Source organism: Amycolatopsis vastitatis, assembly GCF_002234595.1.
GTDB classification, from domain to species: Bacteria; Actinomycetota; Actinomycetes; order Mycobacteriales; family Pseudonocardiaceae; genus Amycolatopsis; species Amycolatopsis vastitatis.
Genome location: NZ_NMUL01000021.1, coordinates 101,891 through 122,018, shown reverse-complemented (window position 1 = coordinate 122,018; position 20,128 = coordinate 101,891). Strand labels below are relative to the sequence as shown.

Annotated in this window: 14 protein-coding genes; 7 read left to right on the top strand and 7 right to left on the bottom strand. The window is 71.5% G+C overall.

Annotated elements, in window-relative coordinates; all coding sequences use genetic code 11:
- Positions 1 to 12 precede the first annotated feature (12 nt).
- On the top strand, positions 13 to 174 hold the full coding sequence (locus tag CF165_RS21055; protein ID WP_205660923.1) for a hypothetical protein: 162 nt from the start codon (positions 13 to 15) through the stop codon (positions 172 to 174).
- Here CF165_RS21055 and CF165_RS21050 read toward each other — a convergent pair.
- Both CF165_RS21050 and CF165_RS21045 read right to left on the bottom strand, forming a co-directional pair.
- Positions 155 to 3,301: an AfsR/SARP family transcriptional regulator gene (locus CF165_RS21050; protein WP_093949239.1), complete on the bottom strand. Its 3,147-nt coding sequence runs from the start codon at positions 3,299 to 3,301 to the stop codon at positions 155 to 157. The two genes, CF165_RS21055 and CF165_RS21050, sit on opposite strands and share 20 nt — an antisense overlap.
- A gap of 215 nt (positions 3,302 to 3,516) precedes the next feature.
- The gene (locus CF165_RS21045; RefSeq protein WP_240521701.1) at positions 3,517 to 3,678 is read right to left on the bottom strand and encodes a hypothetical protein; all 162 of its coding nucleotides are present in this window, start codon (positions 3,676 to 3,678) and stop codon (positions 3,517 to 3,519) included.
- Between the two features lie 274 nt (positions 3,679 to 3,952).
- Here CF165_RS21045 and CF165_RS21040 point away from each other — a divergent pair, with 274 nt between their 5' ends.
- A complete protein-coding gene (locus tag CF165_RS21040) occupies positions 3,953 to 4,447 on the top strand; it encodes an Lrp/AsnC family transcriptional regulator (protein ID WP_167441528.1) in 495 nt (164 codons plus the stop codon).
- A gap of 116 nt (positions 4,448 to 4,563) precedes the next feature.
- Positions 4,564 to 5,955: an aspartate aminotransferase family protein gene (locus CF165_RS21035; protein ID WP_093949238.1), complete on the top strand. Its 1,392-nt coding sequence runs from the start codon at positions 4,564 to 4,566 to the stop codon at positions 5,953 to 5,955.
- Positions 5,956 to 5,970: 15 nt separating this feature from the next.
- Here CF165_RS21035 and CF165_RS21030 read toward each other — a convergent pair whose 3' ends face one another.
- The 3 genes from CF165_RS21030 to CF165_RS21020 are packed head-to-tail and all read right to left on the bottom strand — an operon-like array spanning position 5,971 to position 9,594.
- Positions 5,971 to 6,486: a DinB family protein gene (locus CF165_RS21030; protein ID WP_093949237.1), complete on the bottom strand. Its 516-nt coding sequence runs from the start codon at positions 6,484 to 6,486 to the stop codon at positions 5,971 to 5,973.
- 55 nt (positions 6,487 to 6,541) lie between these two features.
- Positions 6,542 to 8,128 carry an amidohydrolase gene (locus tag CF165_RS21025; RefSeq protein WP_093949236.1) on the bottom strand — a complete coding sequence of 529 codons (1,587 nt, stop codon included), beginning with the start codon at positions 8,126 to 8,128 and terminating at the stop codon, positions 6,542 to 6,544.
- Positions 8,125 to 9,594 carry an APC family permease gene (locus CF165_RS21020; protein ID WP_093949235.1) on the bottom strand — a complete coding sequence of 490 codons (1,470 nt, stop codon included), beginning with the start codon at positions 9,592 to 9,594 and terminating at the stop codon, positions 8,125 to 8,127. Before CF165_RS21020 ends, CF165_RS21025 begins: the two co-directional genes overlap by 4 nt.
- A gap of 149 nt (positions 9,595 to 9,743) precedes the next feature.
- On the opposite strand from CF165_RS21020, the gene CF165_RS21015 reads away from it, so the two are divergent.
- The 3 genes from CF165_RS21015 to CF165_RS21005 all read left to right on the top strand — a co-directional run bounded on the left by CF165_RS21015 (position 9,744) and on the right by CF165_RS21005 (position 12,996).
- On the top strand, positions 9,744 to 10,334 hold the full coding sequence (locus tag CF165_RS21015) for a TetR/AcrR family transcriptional regulator (RefSeq protein ID WP_158226804.1): 591 nt from the start codon (positions 9,744 to 9,746) through the stop codon (positions 10,332 to 10,334).
- Positions 10,335 to 10,419: 85 nt separating this feature from the next.
- The gene (locus CF165_RS21010; RefSeq protein ID WP_093949233.1) at positions 10,420 to 12,087 is read left to right on the top strand and encodes an aminotransferase class V-fold PLP-dependent enzyme; all 1,668 of its coding nucleotides are present in this window, start codon (positions 10,420 to 10,422) and stop codon (positions 12,085 to 12,087) included.
- Between the two features lie 21 nt (positions 12,088 to 12,108).
- Complete coding sequence (locus tag CF165_RS21005) at positions 12,109 to 12,996, top strand: 1-aminocyclopropane-1-carboxylate deaminase/D-cysteine desulfhydrase (protein ID WP_240521700.1); 888 nt, start codon at positions 12,109 to 12,111, stop codon at positions 12,994 to 12,996.
- Between the two features lie 61 nt (positions 12,997 to 13,057).
- Here CF165_RS21005 and CF165_RS21000 read toward each other — a convergent pair whose 3' ends face one another.
- Positions 13,058 to 13,630 carry a TetR/AcrR family transcriptional regulator gene (locus CF165_RS21000; RefSeq protein WP_240521699.1) on the bottom strand — a complete coding sequence of 191 codons (573 nt, stop codon included), beginning with the start codon at positions 13,628 to 13,630 and terminating at the stop codon, positions 13,058 to 13,060.
- A 115-nt stretch (positions 13,631 to 13,745) separates the two neighbouring features.
- Between CF165_RS21000 and CF165_RS20995 the strand changes: the two genes are divergently transcribed.
- Positions 13,746 to 15,890, top strand: a complete 2,145-nt coding sequence (locus tag CF165_RS20995; RefSeq protein ID WP_240521698.1) for a 2Fe-2S iron-sulfur cluster-binding protein — start codon at positions 13,746 to 13,748, stop codon at positions 15,888 to 15,890.
- Here the strand turns inward: CF165_RS20995 and CF165_RS20990 are convergent.
- On the bottom strand, positions 15,865 to 19,884 hold the full coding sequence (locus CF165_RS20990; RefSeq protein ID WP_158226803.1) for a tetratricopeptide repeat protein: 4,020 nt from the start codon (positions 19,882 to 19,884) through the stop codon (positions 15,865 to 15,867). The two genes, CF165_RS20995 and CF165_RS20990, sit on opposite strands and share 26 nt — an antisense overlap.
- Between the last annotated feature and the right edge of the window lie 244 nt (positions 19,885 to 20,128).

Here is a 20,128-nt window from a genome sequence, read left to right as displayed (position 1 = left end):
GCGGGGTTCGTGTTGTCGCGGACCACCGGGTTGTCCGGCTTTTCCGAGCGGGGTTTCCAGCCCGCGCCGCAGGCGTTGCTGAGCGTCCTGGCCGAGGTGGCGGTGGTGGTCCTGGTCGCGATCGCGCTGTACCGCGACGGGTTTCGGAAGGGCGTCAGGGCCCGTCCGCGATGAGCCGCTCCCGGACCTCGGCGGCCTCCGGCATGCGCAGGTCGTCGTAGATCGCGAGGGCCGCCGCCCAGAGCCGGTGGGCCTCGGTGACCGCGCCGGTCCGGGCGTGGACGGCGGCCAGCCCGTCCAATGACCGGGCTTCCAGTTCGCGGTCCTCCATCGCCCGGGCGTGGGTCAGGGCCTGTTCGTGGTGCGAGAGGGCTTCGGCGCTCCGGCCGGACGCGCAGGCCGCCCGGCCCAGCCCGTTGAGGGCGGCGCATTCGAACCGGCGGTCCCCGAGCTTCGCGGCCAGGGTCTGGGCCTGCTGGTGCGCGTCGGCCGCTTCCCGGTGCCGTCCCGTGTGCTCGTGGGCGATGCCGAGGTTGACGAGGACCTCCGTTTCGCCGACCGGATCGCCGATCTCGCGGAACACGGCGATCGCCTGCCGGTGGTGCTCGAAGGCCTCGGTGTGGCGGCCCCAGCGCGAAAGAATCCGGCCGAGGTCGGTGCGCGCGATCGATTCGGCGGCGCGGTCGCCGATGTCGTGCAGGATCCGCAGGGCGCGCTCGTGGTGGTCGTACGCTTCCCGCAGCTGCCCGTAGCTCTGCAGGGCGTTGCCGAGGTCGTTGAGGATCCGGCCCTGCCCGACCCGTTGGCCGGTCTCGGCGTAGATCTCGGCGGCCTGCCGGTAGCACGACACGGCCTCCTCGTGCCGGCCCATGCCGTGCTGCACCTGGCCGATACTGGCCAGCGCGACGGCTTCCTGGACGCGATCGCCCACCTCCCGGCTGAGGGCCAGCGCCCGGCCGTAGCTCGCGAGCGCGTCGTGGTAGCGGCGGACCCGGCCCTCGTTGTGGCCCAGCGCGGTCAGGGTCCGCGCCTCCCCGCCGCGGTCGCCGAGCTGCCGGAACAGCTCCAGGGCCCGCCGGTAGTGCTCGTCGGCGTCCCCGTAGGCGCCGGAGCGAGCGTGCGACCGCCCGAGTTCCAGCAGCCCGCGTGCCTGCCCGGCCGGGTCGCCGAGCCGCTCGGCCGCGGACAAGGCGCGCCGGTGGACGGAAAACGCGTCGGCGTTGTGGTAACCGACGCTCAGGTACCCCTCGATCGCCCGCGCCAGCTTGACGGCGTAGCCGGCCAGCTCACCGTCCGCGGTGCGCGTGATCGCGACCAGGGTCAGCCGTTCGGTGTCCAGCCACGCCTTCGCGGCGACCGCCGACGCGGGCGACGGCTTGCCCGGCTCGGCGTCGTCGCGGCGCCACCGCACGGTCTCCGGGAACACGACGTCCATCGCGGCCAGCGCGGCCGACAGGTAGAACTCGTAGAGGTTCTTCAGCGCGCTTCGCCGGTCGGCCTCGGTGAGCCGCTGGTGGGCGCGTTCCCGGGCGAAGGCCCGCAGCAGGTCGTGCATCGTCCAGCGGTCCGTGCCCGAAGCTTCGACGAGATGGGCGCCCCGCAGCACGTCGAGCAGCAGCCGGCCACCGTGGGCGTCGGTACCGGCGAGCGCGGCGACGGCCTCGGTGCCGGCGTCCTGGCCGGGATGCAGGCCCAGCAACCAGAACAGGCGGTTCGCCGCGGGCGGCAGGTGGCGTTCGGACCAGGAGAACACCGCCCGCACGGCGGTGGCGGAATCGGCGCCTGCCTCCAGCTGGTCCAGCCGGCGCCGCTCGTCGGCGAGGTCCTCGAGACCCACCCGGCCGCGCCGGACGACGAGTTCGGCCGCGACCCGCAGCGCCAGCGGCAGCCGGGCGCAGTGCGCGGCCAGGTCCTCGAGCTCCGCCGGTCCGGCGACCCGGTCGCCGACGAGCTGCCGGAGTAGCTCGACCGCCTCGCCGGGGCCCAGCACGTCCAGGCCGATCCGGCGGGCGCCGTCCCGGGCCACCAGCCCGGCGAGGTCGTCCCGGCTGGTGATCGCCACCGTGCTGCCCGGCCCGCCGGGCAGCAGCGGGCGGACGTGCGCGGCGTCGCGTGCGTTGTCGAGCACCACGAGCACGCGTTTATCCGCGGTCAGGCTGCGGTACAGCGCCACCTGGGTCTGCAGGGTGCCGGGCTGGTGCTCGGCGGGCACGCCGAACGCGGTCAGGAACCCGCGCAGGGCCTCCTCGGCCGGCAGCACGCCGCCGGGGTCGAAGCCCTGCAGGTTGACGTAGAGCTGCCCGTCGGGGAACCGGGCGGCGGCGCGGTGCGCCCAGTGCACCACCAGCGCCGTCTTGCCGACCCCCGCCGTGCCGCACACCGCGAGGACGGCGGCCGTGCCCGCTTGCTCCGCGGCGGCGTCGAGGGCGGCGAGTTCGGCTTGGCGCCCGGTGAACTGCGGCACGACGGGCGGCAGCTGCGCCGGCCGTGCCGGCACGGCCGCCCGCCCGGGACCGGGTGCGGCAGTCTGTGCGGCAAGCAGCCGGGGATCGTGCGCGAGGATGCGGCGCTGGATGTCCGTCAACGCGGGGGAGGGCTCCACTCCGGCGTGCTCGACGAGCTCGTACCGGGCTCGCCGGAACGTCTCCAGCGCGTCCGCCTGGCGGCCCGCGCGGTACAGCGCCGTCATCAGCTGCCCCCACAGCCGCTCGTGCGCGGAGTGGGCCGCGGTCAGGTCCGTCAGCTCGGCGACGAGCTCTCCGCCGAGCCCGGCGAGCAGGTCGGCGTCGACGCGGTCCTGCACGGCGTCGAGGCGGACGCGCGCCAGCCGGGTCCGTTCCGCTTCCAGGGCGGCGATCCCGTCGAACTCGGCGTAGGCCGTGCCCCGCCACAGGCCGAGCGCCGAGGTCAGCCGTTCGCGGCCGACCTCGGCGGCACCGTCCGCCAACGCCGTGTGCCCGTCACGGGCCAGCCGCCGGAACCGCACCGCGTCCACGCTCTCCGGGGCGAGCAGCACGTATCCCGGTGCCCGCGTGCCGATCAGCCCGGCCATCGGCGCCAGTGCCCGGCGCAGCCGCGAGACGTACGTGCGGACCGTCCGTTCGGCGTCCGGCGGCGCCTCGGGGCCCCAGAGCTCGGCCACGAAGACCGGCACGCTGACGGGTCGTCCGGCGTAGGCCGTGAGCAGTGCCAGCACGGCCCGCAGCCGGGGGCCGCCCGGATCGAGCAGGACGCCTCCGGCTTCGGCTTCGAACGGGCCCAGCACCCGAAGATCGATGTCCGGCTCCCGCCGACCCGTCATCCGGCCCTCCGCACAGCCACGTTCCGCCGTGATGAGGAAGCACCGGCCCGGCGCGGGGATACGTCGCTGGTCCGAACGGTGCAGTCCGGTGGCGTGCCTTTCCCGCGCCGGGCGGGTTCCGGCGGTTTGGTGATCTTAGCGGCAAGAACCCGGACAGGGACCGGACAATCCGGCGAGCCGGTCAGTCCACAATGGACGTCACTCCGCCGGGACGGTCACGACCCACCGCTCGGGACGGCGCCGCAGGTGGCCCCACCAGTACAGCGCCGACACCACAGGACCCCGGCGGTGATGCCCAGGTCGAGCGCGCTCTGCTCGACCAGGACGTAGGCCAGCGCCGCGACGGCGAGCACCGGCACGACCGGCCGGGCCGGCATGCGCCACACGTGCGGTTTCCGGTGCGCCGCCCGGCGGCCGCGGAGCGCGGCGGCCGCGTCCCGGAGTGGTGACCGCGGTGACGTCGGGCGGGGCGGGAGTACGGGGCATGGACGTTCCTCCGGCCGGGGCAAGGTGCAGGGAGGGAACAGCACCGTTTCGGCCTTGTCAACGCGTCGAAGACGACTGAATCCGTTGTCGGCCTGGCTGGCGTCCTTCGGATTTAGTCACGGGTTGTGACGGCGTGCCGGGTTTCCTCGCTGCCGCCCGTCGGGGATGATCCGGGACGTGAGCAGCCAGGACATCCCGAACCGGCCCGCGCCGCCGGTGCTCGACGACATCTCGCGGCAGATCATCGCGCAGCTGCAGGAGGACGGGCGTCGCGCCTACGCGACCATCGGCAAGGCCGTCGGCCTGTCGGAGGCGGCCGTCCGGCAGCGGGTGCAGCGGCTGTCGGACTCCGGCGTCATCCAGATCGTCGCCGTCTCGGATCCCTTGCAGGTCGGGCTCTTCCGGCAGGCGATGATCGCGATCACCGTCGACGGCCCGCTGGAGCCGGTCGGGGACGCGCTGGCCGAAATGGACGAAATCGCGTACGTGATCTTGTGTGCCGGGCGCTACGACGTGCTCTGCGAAGCGGTCTGCGCCGACGACGAGGAGCTGCTCCAGCTGATCTCGACGCGGATCCGCGCGTTGCCCGGCGTCCGGCACGCGGAGGCGATGGTCTACCTCAAGCTGCGGAAACAGACCTACCAGTGGGGCACTCGCTGAGGGTGACGACGAAATCCGAAGGTCAAGCGGGATTCTTGACCATGAATTAGTCGAGCGATCTCGTCAGTACGACTGAATCGCTTGCGTCTGGGCTCCGGACGTGCGATAACCGAGTCATGACCACTACCGCCGAGCCCGTTTCCGCCGACGCCGCCGGTCTCGCCCAGGCCGCCCGCAGCAACCTCTGGATGCACTTCACCCGGCACTCCGCCTACGACGAGACCGACGTCCCGGTGATCGTGCGCGGCGAAGGCCCGTACATCTGGGATGCCCGCGGGAAGCGGTACCTGGACGGGCTCGCCGGCCTGTTCGCGGTCCAGGTCGGCCACGGTCGCGAGGAACTCGCCGAAGCCGCCGCGCGGCAGACGAAGCAGCTCGCGTACTTCCCGCTGTGGGGCCACGCGCACCCGACGGCGATCGAGCTGGCCTCCCGGCTCGCCCACGCGGCGCCGGGCGACCTGAACCGTGTGTTCTTCACCGTGAGCGGCGGCGAGTCCGTCGAAACGGCGTGGAAGCTGGCGAAGCAGTACTTCAAGCTGGTCGGGAAACCGGGCAAGCACAAGGTGATCAGCCGCGCGCTGGCCTACCACGGCACGTCGCAGGGTGCGCTGTCGATCACCGGCATCCCCGGCGCGAAGGCCGACTTCGAGCCGCTGGTGCCGAGCACCCTGCGCGTCCCGAACACGAACTTCTACCGCGCGCCCGAGCACGCCGACGATTACGAGGCCTACGGCCGCTGGGCCGCCGACCAGATCGAGCAGGCCATCGAGTTCGAGGGCGCGGACACCGTCGCCGCGGTGTTCCTGGAGCCGGTGCAGAACACGGGCGGCTGCTTCGTCCCGCCGCCCGGCTACTTCGCGCGGGTCCGCGAAATCTGCGACAAGCACGACGTGCTGCTGGTGTCCGACGAGGTGATCTGCGCGTTCGGCCGGGTCGGGTACGACTTCGCCGCCAAGCGCTACGGCTACCAGCCGGACATCATCACCACGGCGAAGGGCCTGACGTCCGGGTACGCGCCGTTGGGCGCGGTGCTCGCGAGCGAGCGGCTGATGGAGCCGTTCACCCGCGGCGCCACGACGTTCATGCACGGCTCGACCTACGGCGGCCACCCGGTGTCGTGCGCGGTGGCGCTGGCCAACCTCGACCTGATCGAGCGCGAGGACCTCTACGGCCACGTGCTGTCAAGGGAAACGGCGTTCAGGTCCACTTTGGACAAGCTGACCGACCTGCCGATCGTCGGCGACGTCCGCGGCGCGGGCTTCTTCTACGGCATCGAGCTGGTGAAGGACAAGAAGACCAAGGAGACGTTCAGCGCGGACGAGTCCGAGCGCGTCCTGCGCGGCTTCCTGTCCGATGCGCTGTTCGAGGCGGGGCTGTACTGCCGCGCCGACGACCGCGCCGAGCCGGTCGTGCAGCTGTCGCCGCCGCTGATCTGCGACCAGCCGCAGTTCGACGAGATGGAGCAGATCCTGCGCGACACCCTGACTCGCGCGTGGGCGTTGCTCTGATCGTCGGACCTGCGCTCAGTAGTAGCCCTTGGTGCCGTCGAGGAGTTCCCGGACGATGTCGGCGTGCCCCGCGTGTCGTCCGGTCTCCTCGATGAGGTGGATCAGCATCCAGCGGAGGTTGGCGCTCCCGGCGCGGTAGCCGGGGTGCCGGCCGACGTCGTCGAGGGAGGCCGACGCGACGATCTCGTTGCTGCGGGCGCACTGGGCTTCGTACTCCGCGACGAGCTCGGCGAGCGAACGGCCTTCGGTGCGCCAGTCGGCGTCCTCGGCCGACTCGTCGAACGACGGGTTCTGCTTCTCGTCGCCGCCGAGGAACAACACTTCCAGCCAAGTGTGCTCGGTCCAGCGCATGTGCGCGATGAGACCGGCCATCGTCATGGCCGGCGAGGTCGGGATGACCGGGCGGTGCGCGTCTTCTTCGTTCAGCCCTTCGCATTTCCAGCGAAGAATCTGCCGCTGCAGGTCCAGCCAGCCGATCAGCGCGGTGCGTTCGTCCGCCTGGAGCGGAGGGCGCGCCAGTTTCGATGCCATGCGGACGCACGCTACCCGGGGAGGTACCGAGGAGCACCTGGGTTTCTCGGGCGACTCAGCGCGTGCCACCGCGGTGGACGATCGTGCCGTCGACGACGGTCATCGCGATCGGCGCGTCGGCCAGTTCGTCCGGGGCCGTGCGGAGCGGGTCGAGCGTGAAGGCCGTGAGATCCGCACGCGCGCCGATCCTGATTCCGGCGATGCCACCCGCGGCCGCCGTGGCCAGTGACGTGTAGCCCTCCAGTGCCATCAACGGGGTCAGGCCCTGCTGCGGTTGCACCGGCGGGATTTCCGGTTCGCCGGCCGGACGGCGCAGCTGGGCGGCGGCGAGGATGCCGCGCGGGTCGAACGGGGCGATCGGCCAGTCGGAGCCGAGGACGACCGGGACGCCGGCGTCGCGCAGGTCGCGGCAGCGCCACGCCCGGCCGGCGCGTTCGCCGCCGAGGCGGGACGACCAGTTGTCGGTGTGGTCGGCCCGGGTGAAGTGGCTGTGGGTCGGCTGCATGCTCGCCACGACGCCCTGCCGCCGGAACCGGCCGATCAGCTCGGTCGGCAGCGTCTCGATGTGCTCGATGCGGTGCGGTGCCGCCGCGGGGCGGCCGAGTCCGTCGAGGGTTTCCAGGACGTACCGCACGGCGGCGTCGCCGATCGCGTGGGTCGCGGTCGGGACGCCGGCCGCGGCGAGCGCGTGCACGGCTTTCGTGAAGGCGGCCGGGTCGGTCCAGAAGCTGTCCGTCGACTCGCCGTGGGAATCGGGCTGCTCCAGCCACGCCGTGCCGTTGTCGATGGTGCCGTCGATGAAGAGCTTCACGCCGCCGATCTCCCAGCGGCGGCCACGTCGACCCTGGAGGGCGATCAGCTCGTCCACGTCGGCCCCGGGGTCGCACCAGGGCGCGAACCGCAGGCGCAGCGGGAGGTCGCCGAGGTCTTCGGCGGCGGCCACCACCTCGGCGCTGTCGTCGAGCAGGTCCATGACGTGGCCGCCGGTGAGGCCGTGGGCGGCCATCTCGGTGAGCAGCGCGTGCAGCCAGGCGGCCCGGACCGCCACCGGTTCGCGGGGAACGTGCCTGGCGACCAGGTCCATGGCGGCGGCCTCGAGCAGCAGGCCGGTCGGCCGTCCGCTTTCGTCGCAGACGACGCTCGACCGCTGGGCGAACCGCCGGGGGCCGTCGACGCCGGCGATCCGCAGCGCGGCCGGGGTGGCGAGGGCGGAGTGGGCGTCGAACAGCCGCACGAAGGCGGGACGGCCGCCGGTCGCGGCCTCGATCGGGGCGCTGGTCACCGGCCGGCCGCCGAAGACGTTGGGGTCCAGGCCCCACGCTTGGACCCAGTCGTCGGGCGGCCGTTCGGCGGCCGCAACCGCCAGCAGGTGCCGCACCTCGTCGAGGGAGCGGGCGGTGGACAGGTCGACGCCGGCCGCGAGCTGCAGGCCCATCACCGCGTGCAGGTGCCCGTCGACCAGGCCGGGGGTCACCGTGGCGGCACCCAGGTCGACGACTTCGGTCACCGGACGGCGCCAGTCGCGGACGTCCCGGCGGGTGCCGACCGCGGTGACGACGCCGCCGGTGATCGCGATCGCCTCGACCGGCCGGTCGTCGCCGGCCAGCGTGTGCACGGTGTCGGCGCAGACGATGAGGTTCACGCGGGGATCCCTTCGGGGGCGGGCTGGGTTTCGCCGTCGCCTTCGCCGATGCGCGCGTACGCGGCGGGCCGCCGCTTGCGCAGCCAGACGGCGACCGCGCCGCCGATCAGCATCGTCGCGGGGACGATGCTGACGAGCACCACGTTCAGGGTCGCCGAGGCGGCGGTGAGCAGGCCGACGCTGTCGACCAGGATGAAGGTCGCGACCGCCAGGAGCACGGAGGAGACGATGCCGGCGGCCACCGCGACCGGGGTGCTCGCGGCCTTGTTCCGCCGCAGGAAGTACGCGACGGTGGCGATCGCGGTCAGGGTCTGCAACACCAGGATCCCCACCACGCCCGGGGTGTTCACCCACAGCAGCAGTTGCGTGTACGGGTCGGCCCCGGCGACCGCGAACACCGCGATCACGGCGGCCGCGAGCACGGTCTGCACGATGCTCGCCCGGTACGGCGAGCCGTACCGCGGGTGGACCTTCCCGACCCACGCGGGCAGGAGCCCGTCCTGGGCGAGGGCGTGGGTGTAGCGGGTGATCGCGTTGTGGAAGGCGAGCTGGGCCGCGTAGACACTGCTGATCACGAGCAGGTGCATGACGGTGGCGGCCCAGGACCCGACGTACGTTCCGATGGCGGTGAAGAACAGGCCGCCGATGTCCCCGGCGGCCGCACTGACGACCTGGCCACTGCCGAAGGCCTGGATGACCGACCAGACGACGAAGCAGTAGAAGACGGCCATGAAGCCGACAGCGATGTAGGTGGCGCGCGGGATGGTGCGCTCGGGGTTCCGGGCTTCGCGGCGGTACAGCACGGTGGATTCGAAGCCCATGAACGCGGCGAAGCTGAAGGCGAGCACGCCGCCCATGCCGGGAGTGAACAGGGCGCCGGGGGCGAACGACTTCGCGTCGACGCCGGACGCGCCGCCGTGCGTCAGGACACCGATCGCCATCAAAAGCAGGATTCCCGATTCCAGGACCAGCAGCACGCCGAGCACCTTCGCGCCGACGTCGATCCCCAGCCAGGCGACCAGCAGCACGAGCGCGACGGCGGCGAGGGCGATGACCGGCCACGGGACGTCCAGCCCGAAGACGTCGGCCAGCGTGGCCTTGGCCTGGGCGGCGAACAGCCCGTAGATCCCGATCTGCAGGGTGTTGTACGACATCAGCGCCAGCAGGGCCGCGACGAACCCCCAGGTCTTGCCGAGGCCCTTCGCGATGTAGGCGTAGAAAGCGCCGGCGCTGCCCACGTGCCGGGTCATCCGGGTGAACGCCACGGCGAACACCGCCAGCACGATCCCGGCGCCCATGTAGCCGGCCGGGGCGCCGATCCCGCCGATCATGATGGCCAGCGGCGCGACACCGGCCATGACGGTCAGCGGGGCCGCGGCCGCCACGACCATGAAGACGAGGCTGCGCGTGCCGAGGACGCCGCGCTTGAGGGAGTCGGGTGCGGGGTCGGGGGAAGATCCGGCCATGGTGGCGTCCTCTCGGGCCTGGGATGCTTAACCGAACGATATTCGCTTAAGCATGCGCCAGCGCGTCGGGGTCGTCAAGGATTTCGTCGACCGCTACCGTCTGTGGCGACCGATATAGTGGAGGGTTTGTGGTCCAGCGACGAAAACGGTTGCTCGATACCGACGCGATCCTCGATGCCGCCCTCGCGTGCGTCGACGCCACCGGGCGGCTGACGATGGCCGAGCTGGCCACGCGGCTCGGCGTGAGCGCGTCCTCGATCTACCACCACTTCAGCGGCCGGACCGCGATCGTCGAGGCACTGCGCGAACGGATGGCCACGGCGATCGACCCGCCCCCGCTGGACGAGAGCGACTGGGGCGAGCAGATCGGCCGGTGGATGCGCGGCTACCGGCGGGTGCTGGCCGAGCACCCCGCCCTGATCCCGCTGCTGAACGAGCAGACGATGACCGCGGGGCCGGTTCTGCACGCCTACGAAAGCATCGCGGTCCTCTTGCGCCGTACCGGCGTTCCCGTGCGCGAGATCGTCCTGTGGATCGGCGCGCTGGACTGCTACGCGCTGGGTGCGGCCCTCGACCTCGCGGCGCCGGACGAGGTCTGGCGGCTCGAGCGGGACGACCTGCCCACCCTCGGCGCCGCGATCGGCGCCGCGCCGCGGGGCCGCGACCGCGCCGACGAGGCGTTCGACCTCGGCTTGGACGCCCTGCTGACGGGACTGCGCGTACGGCTGGCCGCGAGGTGATCCACTCCGGCCCGGAGCACGTCAGGCCACGAGAACTGCCCGTTTTCCTCTGCCGCCCGGCCGTCGGGTGTCCTCCAATGGAACGGTGGCGGAGAACGCGCTGATGCGAAAGGTGCGGCAGTCGATCATCGGTGACGACCTGGCGATGGCCGGCCCCTTCGGCCGCCGCCGCGTGACCTACGCAGACTTCACCGCGTCCGGACGCGCTGTCTCGTTCATCGAAGACTTCGTCCGCGACCACGTCCTTCCCTGGTACGCCAACACCCACAGCGATTCCTCGGCCACCGCGGCGCAGACCACCGCGCTGCGCGAGGAAGCCCGTTCGGTGATCCGGGACGCCGTCGGCGGCGGCGAGGACACGGTCGTCGTCTTCACCGGCTCGGGCTCCACGGGCGCCATCGACAAGCTGATCACCATCCTCGGCCTGCGCATCCCGGCCGCGCTGGCGGACCGCCTGGCCGGCGCGATCGCTCCCGAGGACCGGCCGGTCGTCTTCCTCGGCCCCTACGAGCACCACTCCAACGAGCTCCTGTGGCGGGAATCGATCTGCGACGTGGTCACGATCCCGGAGGACGCCGACGGCCACGTGTCCCTGCCCGCGTTGCGTGACGAACTGGCCCGCCACGCCGCCCGGCCGCTGAAGATCGGGTCGTTCTCCGCGGCGTCGAACGTGACCGGCGTCCTCACCGACACCGCGGCGATCACCGACGTCCTGCACGCGCACGGCGCTCTCGCGTTCTGGGACTGCGCGGCGGCCGCGCCGCACGGAGGCGTGCGCATGGACCACGGGGGACGTTCCGCCAAGGACGCGATCTTCCTGTCGCCGCACAAGTTCGCCGGAGGTCCCGGCACCCCGGGGGTGCTGGTGGTGCGCCGGGAACTGCTGGCGAACCGCGTGCCGAGCGTGCCCGGTGGCGGCACCGTGGACTACGTCAGCGCGACGGACCACCACTACATCGGCGATGCCGCGCACCGCGAGGAAGGCGGTACGCCGGCGATCGTCGAATCCGTCCGGGCGGGGCTGGTGTTCGGCCTGCAGCAGGCGGTCGGCGTCGAGGCCGTCCGCGAACGGGAGCAGGCGGTGCTGCGGCGCGCCCTCGCCTCGTGGTCGGCCGAGCCGAACCTCCAGGTGCTCGGCAACTCCGGCGCCGACCGGGTGGCCATCGTGTCGCTGCTGGTGCGCGGCCCGAGCGGGAAGCTGTTGCACCACAACTACGTGGTGGCGTTGCTCAACGACCTGTACGGCATCCAGGTCCGCGGTGGCTGTTCCTGCGCCGGCCCCTACGGCCACCGGCTGCTCGGGATCGGCCCGGACCGCTCGCGGCGGTTCCGGGACGAGGTGCTCGCCGGCCGGGAAGGCGGCAAGCCGGGCTGGGTGCGGATCAGCTTCGACTACACGATGTCCGACGCGGTGGCCGGCTACGTGATCGAGGCGGTGCGCCAGGTCGCGGCGCGGGGGTGGCGGTTGCTGCCGGACTACCGGTTCGACCCGGTGACCGGCCGGTGGCGCCACCACCGCGCGACGGAACCCCGGCTGAGCTTGTCCGGCCTGCGGTACACCGCGGACGGTGTGCGCCAGCCGCCCGCCGAGGACACGCTGCCGGAGACCGCTTTGCCGGCACAGCTCGAAGACGCGGACCGGATCTTGGGCGCGGCGAGCGGCCCGGAGCCCGGCCGGGCGGCCGGCGGCTTCGAGGACGCGCAGTGGTTCGAGCTGCCGCCGGAGTGCGTGGCGGCCGCTGGGGGGTCATGAACTGCCACTACGCTGACCTGCGTGAACCTCGGCGAGGGCGACCTGGCAGAGCTCGTGCGCCTGCCGTCGCCGCTCGTCGGGCTGCGGGACCAGCGGCTGGAGCCGTACGGCGTCGAACTGCTGCTCAAGCGCGACGACCTCATCCATCCCGAAGTGCCGGGGAACAAATGGCGCAAGCTGCGCTACAACCTCGAGGCGGCCCGGGAGCACGGCTTCGGTCGGCTCCTGACGTTCGGCGGGGCGTTCTCCAACCACATCCGGGCGACTGCTGCTGCCGGTCACTACTTGGGCTTCGAGACCGTCGGGGTGATCCGTGGTGAGGAGCACCTGCCGCTCAACGACTCCTTGGCCTACGCCACCAGCCGCGGCATGGTGCTGACCTACCTCGACCGCGCCACCTACCGCCGCAAGACCGAGCCGGACGTGCTCGCGCAGCTGTCGGAGCAGTTCGGCCCGTGCTACGTCTTGCCCGAAGGCGGCAGCAACGGCCTGGCAGTGCGGGGCTGCGCCGAGCTGACCACCGAGATCACGACGGAGTTCGATGTCATCGCTTGCGCCTGCGGCACTGGCGGCACCCTGGCCGGAATCGCAGCCGGCCTCGGCGTGGAGCAGCGTGTCCTCGGCTTCGCGGTGCTCAAGGGCGGTCAGTTCTTGGACGACGAAGTGCGGCGGCTGCAGCGCGAAGCCGTCGGCGAGGTGACGTCGAACTGGGCCATCGAGTACGACTTCCACTTCGGCGGCTATGCCAAGCGCAAGCCGGAGCTGGACGCTTTCATCGCCGACTTCAGTGCTCGCCACGGGATCACGCCCGACCGGGTGTACGAGGCCAAGATGCTTTACGGCTTGTTCGCCCGCATCGAGGCCGGGGCGTTTGCGCCCGGCACCCGGATCGTGGCGGTGCTGAGCTAGCGGCCTTCGCCGTGATCGGGACGATGCCCGCCGACAAGCAGCGGGAGTTCGCCGGGCTGCGTCACTGGTCCCCGCGCAGGTAGCGGGTCACCATCGCGACCAGCTCGTTCTCGAACGTCTCGACGGGGACGGTTCGCGGGGCGGCCATGAACCTGTGCGTGTTGATCTCGACGGTGAACAGGATGAGATCAGCGGCGACGCCCGCGTCGCCCACGTGGACGTCGGGGTGCCGGAGGAGGACGTCGCGGACCTGGGCCGTGCGCAGCTTTCCGTGCCGGTCCATCGTGTCGCGCAGCTCGCGGGAGGCCGGCAGCTCCTCGATCATCACCCGGAGCAGCTGGGGATCGTCGTCGTGGTTGTCGATCGCGTCGCGGACGAGCGCCCGGACCGTCGTCTCCAGCGTCCCGGGCGAGAAGTCGAGTTCGTCGGCGCCGGTCCAGGTGCCGCGGTCGACGTGCCGGATCAGGAGCTCGGCGAGGATGGCGTCCTTGTTGGGGAAGTACTGGTACAGCGAGCCGATGGAGATGCGGGCGCGCTCGGCGATGCGGTTGGTGGTGCCGGCGGCGTAGCCGTGGTCGGCGAAAACGTGAGCAGCCGCGGTGAGGATGCGCTCGCGCGTGAGTTCGGCGCGCACCTGGCGGGGCTTCCGACGTGGCTCCAAGCGACGGTTTCCGGTGGGCATCCCTGGTCTCCTCCAAGGGCGGCAAAAGCGAGTAGCAAGTATCTGAGCTATTACTCATAATAGTGCGGTGAGCAGCGAAAACAAGACTTCGGTGAGCGCGCTCCCGCGCATCACGACGGCCGGCGAGGTCGAGGCGATCCTGGGCAAGCCGCCGTCGATGATCATGCTGAAGCAGGTCGGCGCCCTCGACGAAGGCTGCCGGGACGTCCTGGCGCACTGCCCGCTCGCGGCCTTCGGCTACCGCGATGCCGGTGGCGTCAGCCGCACGACGTTCGTCGGTGGCACGCCGGGGTTCGTCCGCGTGCACTCGCCCACGCGCATGTCGTTCACCCTGCCCGACGGCGAGGCGCACGGCCCGGTTTCGTTCGTCTTCCTCCTGCCGGGCGTCGGGGAAGTGTTGCGCGTCAACGGTTCCGTGGCCAAACGGAAGGGTGCCGAGACGTTCGTGGACGTCCAGGAGGCCTACGTGCACTGTGCGCAGGCGGTCATCCGCTCCCGCCTGTGGCAGCCGCCCGCGCCCGCCGGGCCGGTACCCGAGGTCTGGGGCGAGGGTCCGTTGGGCAACCCCGGCGTCGCGGAGTTCCTCGCCGCGGCCCCGTTCCTGGCTCTGTCCACTTGGGACGACTCCGGCGGCGCCGACACCAGTCCGCGCGGTGACCGGCAGGCCGTCGCGCGGATCCTCGACGGCCGCACGCTCGTCATCCCGGACCGGAAGGGCAACAAGCGCGCGGACAGCCTGTACAACCTCCTCCGGGACGACCGGCTTTCCTTCGCCGCCCTCGTCCCGGGCCGGACCGGCGTGCTGCACGTGCGTGGCCGGGGTTCGATCACCGACGATCCCGCGTTGCTGGAGACGATGGCGTTGCGCGGGACACCGCCGCACGCGGCGCTGCTCATCGACGTCGAACACGCCGAAGTGACCGCCAGTGACGCCCTCGCCCGCTCGCGCGTGTGGACCGCGGCCCGCCCCGGGCCCGGCGAGGTGCCGGACCTGATGGCCGTGGCCGGAAACCACCTCGCCGCGAACATGGCCGATGCCGGTCTGCTCGGCCGCCTGCTCAAGGTCGTCACGAAGATCCCGGGGATCGGCCGGATGCTGCGGCCGGTGATCAACCGCACGTACCGGTCCGGGTTGCGGAAGGAAGGCTACGAGGACGTCGAGACCCGTTCACGGCGGTCCGCCGCCGGGCCCGCGGCGGCGAATCCCCTGCGGGAGGTGCGGATCGTCGAGGTGCGCCAAGAGACTCCCAGCGCGGTCACGCTCGTACTGGAAGACGCCGGGCGCCCGGGCTCCTTCGACTTCCGGCCCGGGCAGTTCTTCACGCTGGTGACCGACATCGACGGCCGGCCGGTGCGCCGCGCGTACTCGGCGTCGTCGGCGCCCGGGGCGCCACGGCTGGAGGTCACGGTCAAGCACGTCGACGGCGGCCGGTTCTCGGCCCACGTCCACCGGCACCTGCGTGCCGGCGACCGGCTGTTCGTGCGCGGTCCTTCGGGAGCGTTCCACGTCGACCCGGCGGCGGCGCACGAGGTCGTCCTGATCGCCGCGGGCAGCGGGGTCACGCCGATGATGAGCATGATCCGCACCCTTCTGGCGGCGCCGTCGACCGGCCGGATCGCGCTCCTCCACAGCAGCCGCAGCGAGACGGAGATGATCTTCGCCGGCGAGCTTTCCCGGCTGGCGCAGGGACATCCGGAACGGCTGACGGTCACCCCGGTCCTGACCCGGGAGCACGGACGGCTCGACGCCGCCGGAGCGCACGACTGGCTCGCCGGGCTGCGGCCGTCGGAAGAGGCCCGGTACTACGTGTGCGGGCCCGAGCCGTTCATGGACCTGGTCCGGAAGGTCCTGGCCGAACGCGGCGTGCCGGGCGAGCACGTGCACCAGGAGCGCTACACCAGCGGGGCGGACGTGACCACCGTGGTCACCGTGCCGCGGAAGATGATCGTCGAGGACGGGCCGCGCGAGGTCGGTTCCCCGGTGGTCGAGCCCGGCCAGACCCTGCTCGACGCCGGGCTGGCGGCCGGGCTGCCGATGCCGTACTCGTGCACGGTCGGCAACTGCGGGGACTGCATGGTGAAGCTCCGCGGCGGCGAGGTCGCCATGGACGGGCCGAACTGCCTGACCCCCGAGCAGCAGGCCGGCGGTTTCGTCCTGACGTGTGTGGGCCGTCCGCTGACCGAAGTCACCCTGGACATCGCCGAGCCGTGACGGCCGGGCTCTCCCTGGCCAGCCGCCGGGACAGCGACCCGCATCGGGCCAGCTGTTCCCCGGCTCGCCGGGTGTCGCCGCGGCGTTCGTGCACGGCCGCGAGGGCCCGGCAGGCGTCCGCGAGCCGAGCGAGCTCGCCGAGGTCTCCGGCCATGGCGGAGCCGGCGGTCAGCAGCCCGGCCGCCTCGTCGAGTTCGTCGAGCTCCGCGACGACCACGCCCAGCCGGCGAAGCTGGTCGGCGATGCCGGGCGGGTCACCGAGCTCCCGGCGCACGTCCAGGCTCCGCTGGTGGAGTTCGCGCGCCTCGGCGCGGTGGCTCGCGCGGCGATGGAGTTCGGCGAGGTCCGAGAGTGATTTCGCCTGCTCGCCCAGATCGAACACCTTCCGGCTGAGGTCGCCCTGTTCGACGAGGTATCGCGCGGCGTCGGCGAACGATCCCAGGGTCTCCGCGGCTCGCGCGCACGCGCCGAGGGCGGTCGCTGTGGCGCGCGGGTCCTCCAGCTGCCGGGCCAAGGTCACGCCCGCGTCGAGGAACCGGGCCGCCGAAGACCGGTCGGCGGCCGCGCCGCACGCCCTGGACAGCTCGGCGAGGGTGACCGCGACCTTCCGGTCGTCGCCCCCGGCGCGATCCAGTTCGAGACGCGCGCGCTGCGCCTCGGCCGCGGCCCGCGGATCGCCTGCTGCGAGGCAGGTCGTCGCCAGGCCCGCGAGGAGTTCGGCCTTGGCCGCGAGGTCGCCGTGGCGATCGGCCAGGCCGACACCGGTGGCGAGGACTCGCCGCGCTTTCTCGAACCGGCCCTGCTTCCGGTGGATCCGGCCGCGGAGGTTCAGGAACCACACGTGGTCACCGGCGCTTCCCGTCGCCCGTGCCGCCTGGATCCCCTGCCGCACTTCGTGTTCGGCTTCACCAAGTCGACGCAGGCCGGTCAACGCGGTGGCGATCTCGAGGCGGAGCTGCACGGCAGTCGCGAAGTCCGTTGACGCTTCGGCGAGGTCGAGGTCGTGACGGAGCAGCTCGAGAGCCTCCGCACTTCGCCCCGCTTTGAGCCTCGATTCAGCCGCGATGTAGCGGAGGTTCGTTTCCACGTTCCGGTCGCCCAGAAGCCGCGCTGCCGGCAGGGCTCGCCGGTAGCACACTTCGGCGTCATCGAACCGGTACTGGCCGGAATAGCTTCGGAATACCCCGCGCAAGGTCTCGACTGCCGGTTCGTCGACGGTGAACGGCAGCCGGAGAATTCGTTCGACGAAGGGGCGCGCGGAGTCGAAGTCACGCCGGGCGATGTGCGCGCTCGCTATCATGCCCACGACCTGATGGGTCCCGAAGGAGTTTCCCGCTCTTTCGCGGACTGAGCAAGCTGTGTGGAGTACCTCGAGACCGTCGTCGAACCTGCCGGTCTCGAGGTACGCGCAGGCGACATCAACGAGACCCCAGCCGCGCCGGTAGGAATCCATGCCCATCGCTGAACGGAGATCGAGCGCTCGGGTGTGCGCCGCAATGGCCTCTCGGTAGCGGCCGGAGTCGGAGCAGGCGTAACCCACGTCGTCCCAGGCGATGCCTTCGCGTCCGGGATCTCCTCTGTGATGGAGTAATTCGATGCGGCGTTCGGCGCAGGAGATACCGTCGGCGAGGTTGCCGGCTTCGCGGTACAGGTCGAAGAGTGCGTGCAATGCGTGTTCCAGAAGTTCGCTGTGCCCTTGGACTAGCTTCTGATATTCCGAATAACAGCGAAGTGCGTCGGTGACCCGGCCCTGCCGGAAGTAGGCGTCCCCGAGCGCGCAGATCGTCCATCCTTCGGTTTCGATGCGAAGACCGCGTGCTCGTTCTCGCTGTTCCCGGAGGAGGGAAACGGCGCGCGTGTGGTCACCGAAATGGGAGTACGTCGTTCCCCGGGCCCTCGACGCGGCGATGACCCCTTCGGGATCCCCGAGCGCTTCGGCAACCGCCGTCCAGCGGTCGTGGTGAGCCCGGCAAGCCGCAATATTTCCCCCTTGCCTCGCCGCTACGCACAGTTCTTCGAGAATGGCTGCTTCGAGGCGGAGGTCGGCTGCGTCCGTTGCGAAGCGGTGGGCGAGCAACTGAGCCTCATAGGCCTGTTTGGCGTCGCCGTACTGTCCCACGATGCTGCCGCGAAGGCTGACCGCTTTCGCCTTGCCGGTCAAGTCGCCGAAGGAGTCGTAGATCGCATACGCACGGTCAAGCCATTCGACGGCGTCGGAGACCTGGGTGCGGTAGCGATCCGCCTTCGCTCTCCGCATGAGCGTTTCCGCTTCGAACCAACGATCTTCGAGCCCCCGCCAGATCTCCGAGGCCTGCTCGAGGGCATCGGTCGCTTCGTCGAACAGAAGCTGATAGCCGTACACATCGGAGAGGACCAGCAGGGCCCACCCTTCGGCACGCCGGTCGCCGAGCGTCCGAAGGCGGCCCAAAGCCGTTGTCGCGGCTTCTTGGGCTTGACGGGCGCGTCCGGACATCAGTCGAGCCTTCGCGAGGTAGACCAGAGCGTGCGCGTCGCCGGATTGTTCGTCACCCAGGTCGACGTGCGTGTGCACCACGGCTTTCAAGAGCCGCAGGTGGCTGCCGACCACGGCTTGGCGGTCTCCGTCGGCCAGCCGGAAGGCGGCCGTCAAGGTGCGGTGCCATTCGTCGAAGTTGGAGCGTTCGTGGAAGAACGGGGAGAGCAGGCAGGCCAGTTCGGCCGAGAGCCGGGGATTCCCCTCGTCCAGGACGATCGCCACCAGGTTCCCGCGCTCAGCTTCGAGCCAGGAGATCGCTTCGCTGCACGTGCGGAAGTGGCGGTCGACGGCCAGCGTCGGATCCAGCCACGAAACCGCGGCGGCCGCGCGGTCGCGGTACCAGGTGCGCATCCGGTTCAGCGGCTCGGCATCCTCGGCGGTCCTCAGGTGCCGGGCGTAGAGCCGGAGGAGGTCGTGCATCCGGTACCGGCCCGGCAGGTACTGATCCGCGAGGTTCGCCCGGACGAGCTCGGCGACCAGCGCTCTCGCCGTCGCGGCAGACCTGCCTGTCAAGGCGCGGATCGCTTCGAGGCCGGCGTCGGTTCCCGGCTGCGCGCCGAGGCAGCGGAACAATCCGGCGGCCTGCGGTGACAGTGACCGGTATGACCACGAGAAGACCGACTCGAGGTCGGTGCGGGGGTCCCCGGCTTCCAGGCCGGCGAGCCTGCTTCGCTCGTCCTCGAGTTCGTCGGCGAGGACGGTCAGCGGAAACTGCGGATCGGCCGCGCCGCGTGCGGCGGCGATGGTCAGGGCCAGGGGCAGACCGGCACACGACCGGATGAGGGAGGTGACGGCCGCCGGCTCGGCGGTCATCCGCTCGTCACCGAGCTGGCGCGCGAGGAGTTCGCGTGCGTCGTCGCGGGACAGCATGTCGAGGGTGACGAGCCGGGCGCTGTCCCGCACCACCAGTTCGGTCAGCCGGTTCCGGCTCGTGATGACGACGGCGCAGGTCGGGCTGCCCGGCAGCAGCGGCCTGACCTGTTCGCTGTCCCGGGCGTTGTCCAGGACGATCAGGAGCCGGCGTCCGGCCAGCAGGCTCCGGTACAGGGCCTCGAGCGCGTGCAGCTCGGCGGGCATGGTGTCCGCGGGGATCCGGAACGCGGCGAGAAAGCCACGCAGCGCCTCCTCCGGCGGCATCGGCGTACCGGCGGGTTCGAAACCGCGCAGGTTGACGTACAGCTGACCGTCCGGGAAGCGCTCTGCGGCGCGGTGCGCCCAGGTCAGGGCCAGCGTGGTTTTCCCGATCCCCGCGGCGCCGTCGGTCGCGGAGACGATGACGGTTCCCGGCCGGTCGTCGCTCGCGAGCACCGTGTCCAGCTCGCGGAGCTGGGCCGCGCGCCCGACGAAGTCACGCGTCGACGCGGGAAGCTGCCGGGGTTGCGGGAATTCGACGGGCGCGTCGACGTGCCAGTGCACCCCGCCCTGGATCGTGTTCGCCTGCACGACCGCGCCGGCCGTCCCGGTCACGGTGTTGTCCACGGACACGGATCCTCCCGGCTACGTCGAAGCGCGCGCCACGGTGGCTCAGGACAGTGTGCCGGTGCTCGCCCGCGTCGGCAGCCTTCTGCGGGAGTCTCGCGACCGCTGCCGGGCTTTCGAAACTCGTTCGAAACTTTTTGCGTGGTGCTCCCGCGCCGTGCTCTCCTGCTGACAGCAGGTGAACTTCATCGATCGTCCAGATCGCCGTCGGGCGTCTCCTGGGCGTGCGCCCGGAAGGAGACCA

Coding starts and splice junctions, on each gene's coding strand:
- CF165_RS21050 (WP_093949239.1), bottom strand. CDS start 3,301: ATGACGGGTCGGCGGGAGCCGGACATCGATCTTCGGGTGCTGGGCCCG.
- CF165_RS21045 (WP_240521701.1), bottom strand. CDS start 3,678: ATGCCGGCCCGGCCGGTCGTGCCGGTGCTCGCCGTCGCGGCGCTGGCC.
- CF165_RS21040 (WP_167441528.1), top strand. CDS start 3,953: ATGATCCGGGACGTGAGCAGCCAGGACATCCCGAACCGGCCCGCGCCG.
- CF165_RS21035 (WP_093949238.1), top strand. CDS start 4,564: ATGACCACTACCGCCGAGCCCGTTTCCGCCGACGCCGCCGGTCTCGCC.
- CF165_RS21030 (WP_093949237.1), bottom strand. CDS start 6,486: ATGGCATCGAAACTGGCGCGCCCTCCGCTCCAGGCGGACGAACGCACC.
- CF165_RS21020 (WP_093949235.1), bottom strand. CDS start 9,594: ATGGCCGGATCTTCCCCCGACCCCGCACCCGACTCCCTCAAGCGCGGC.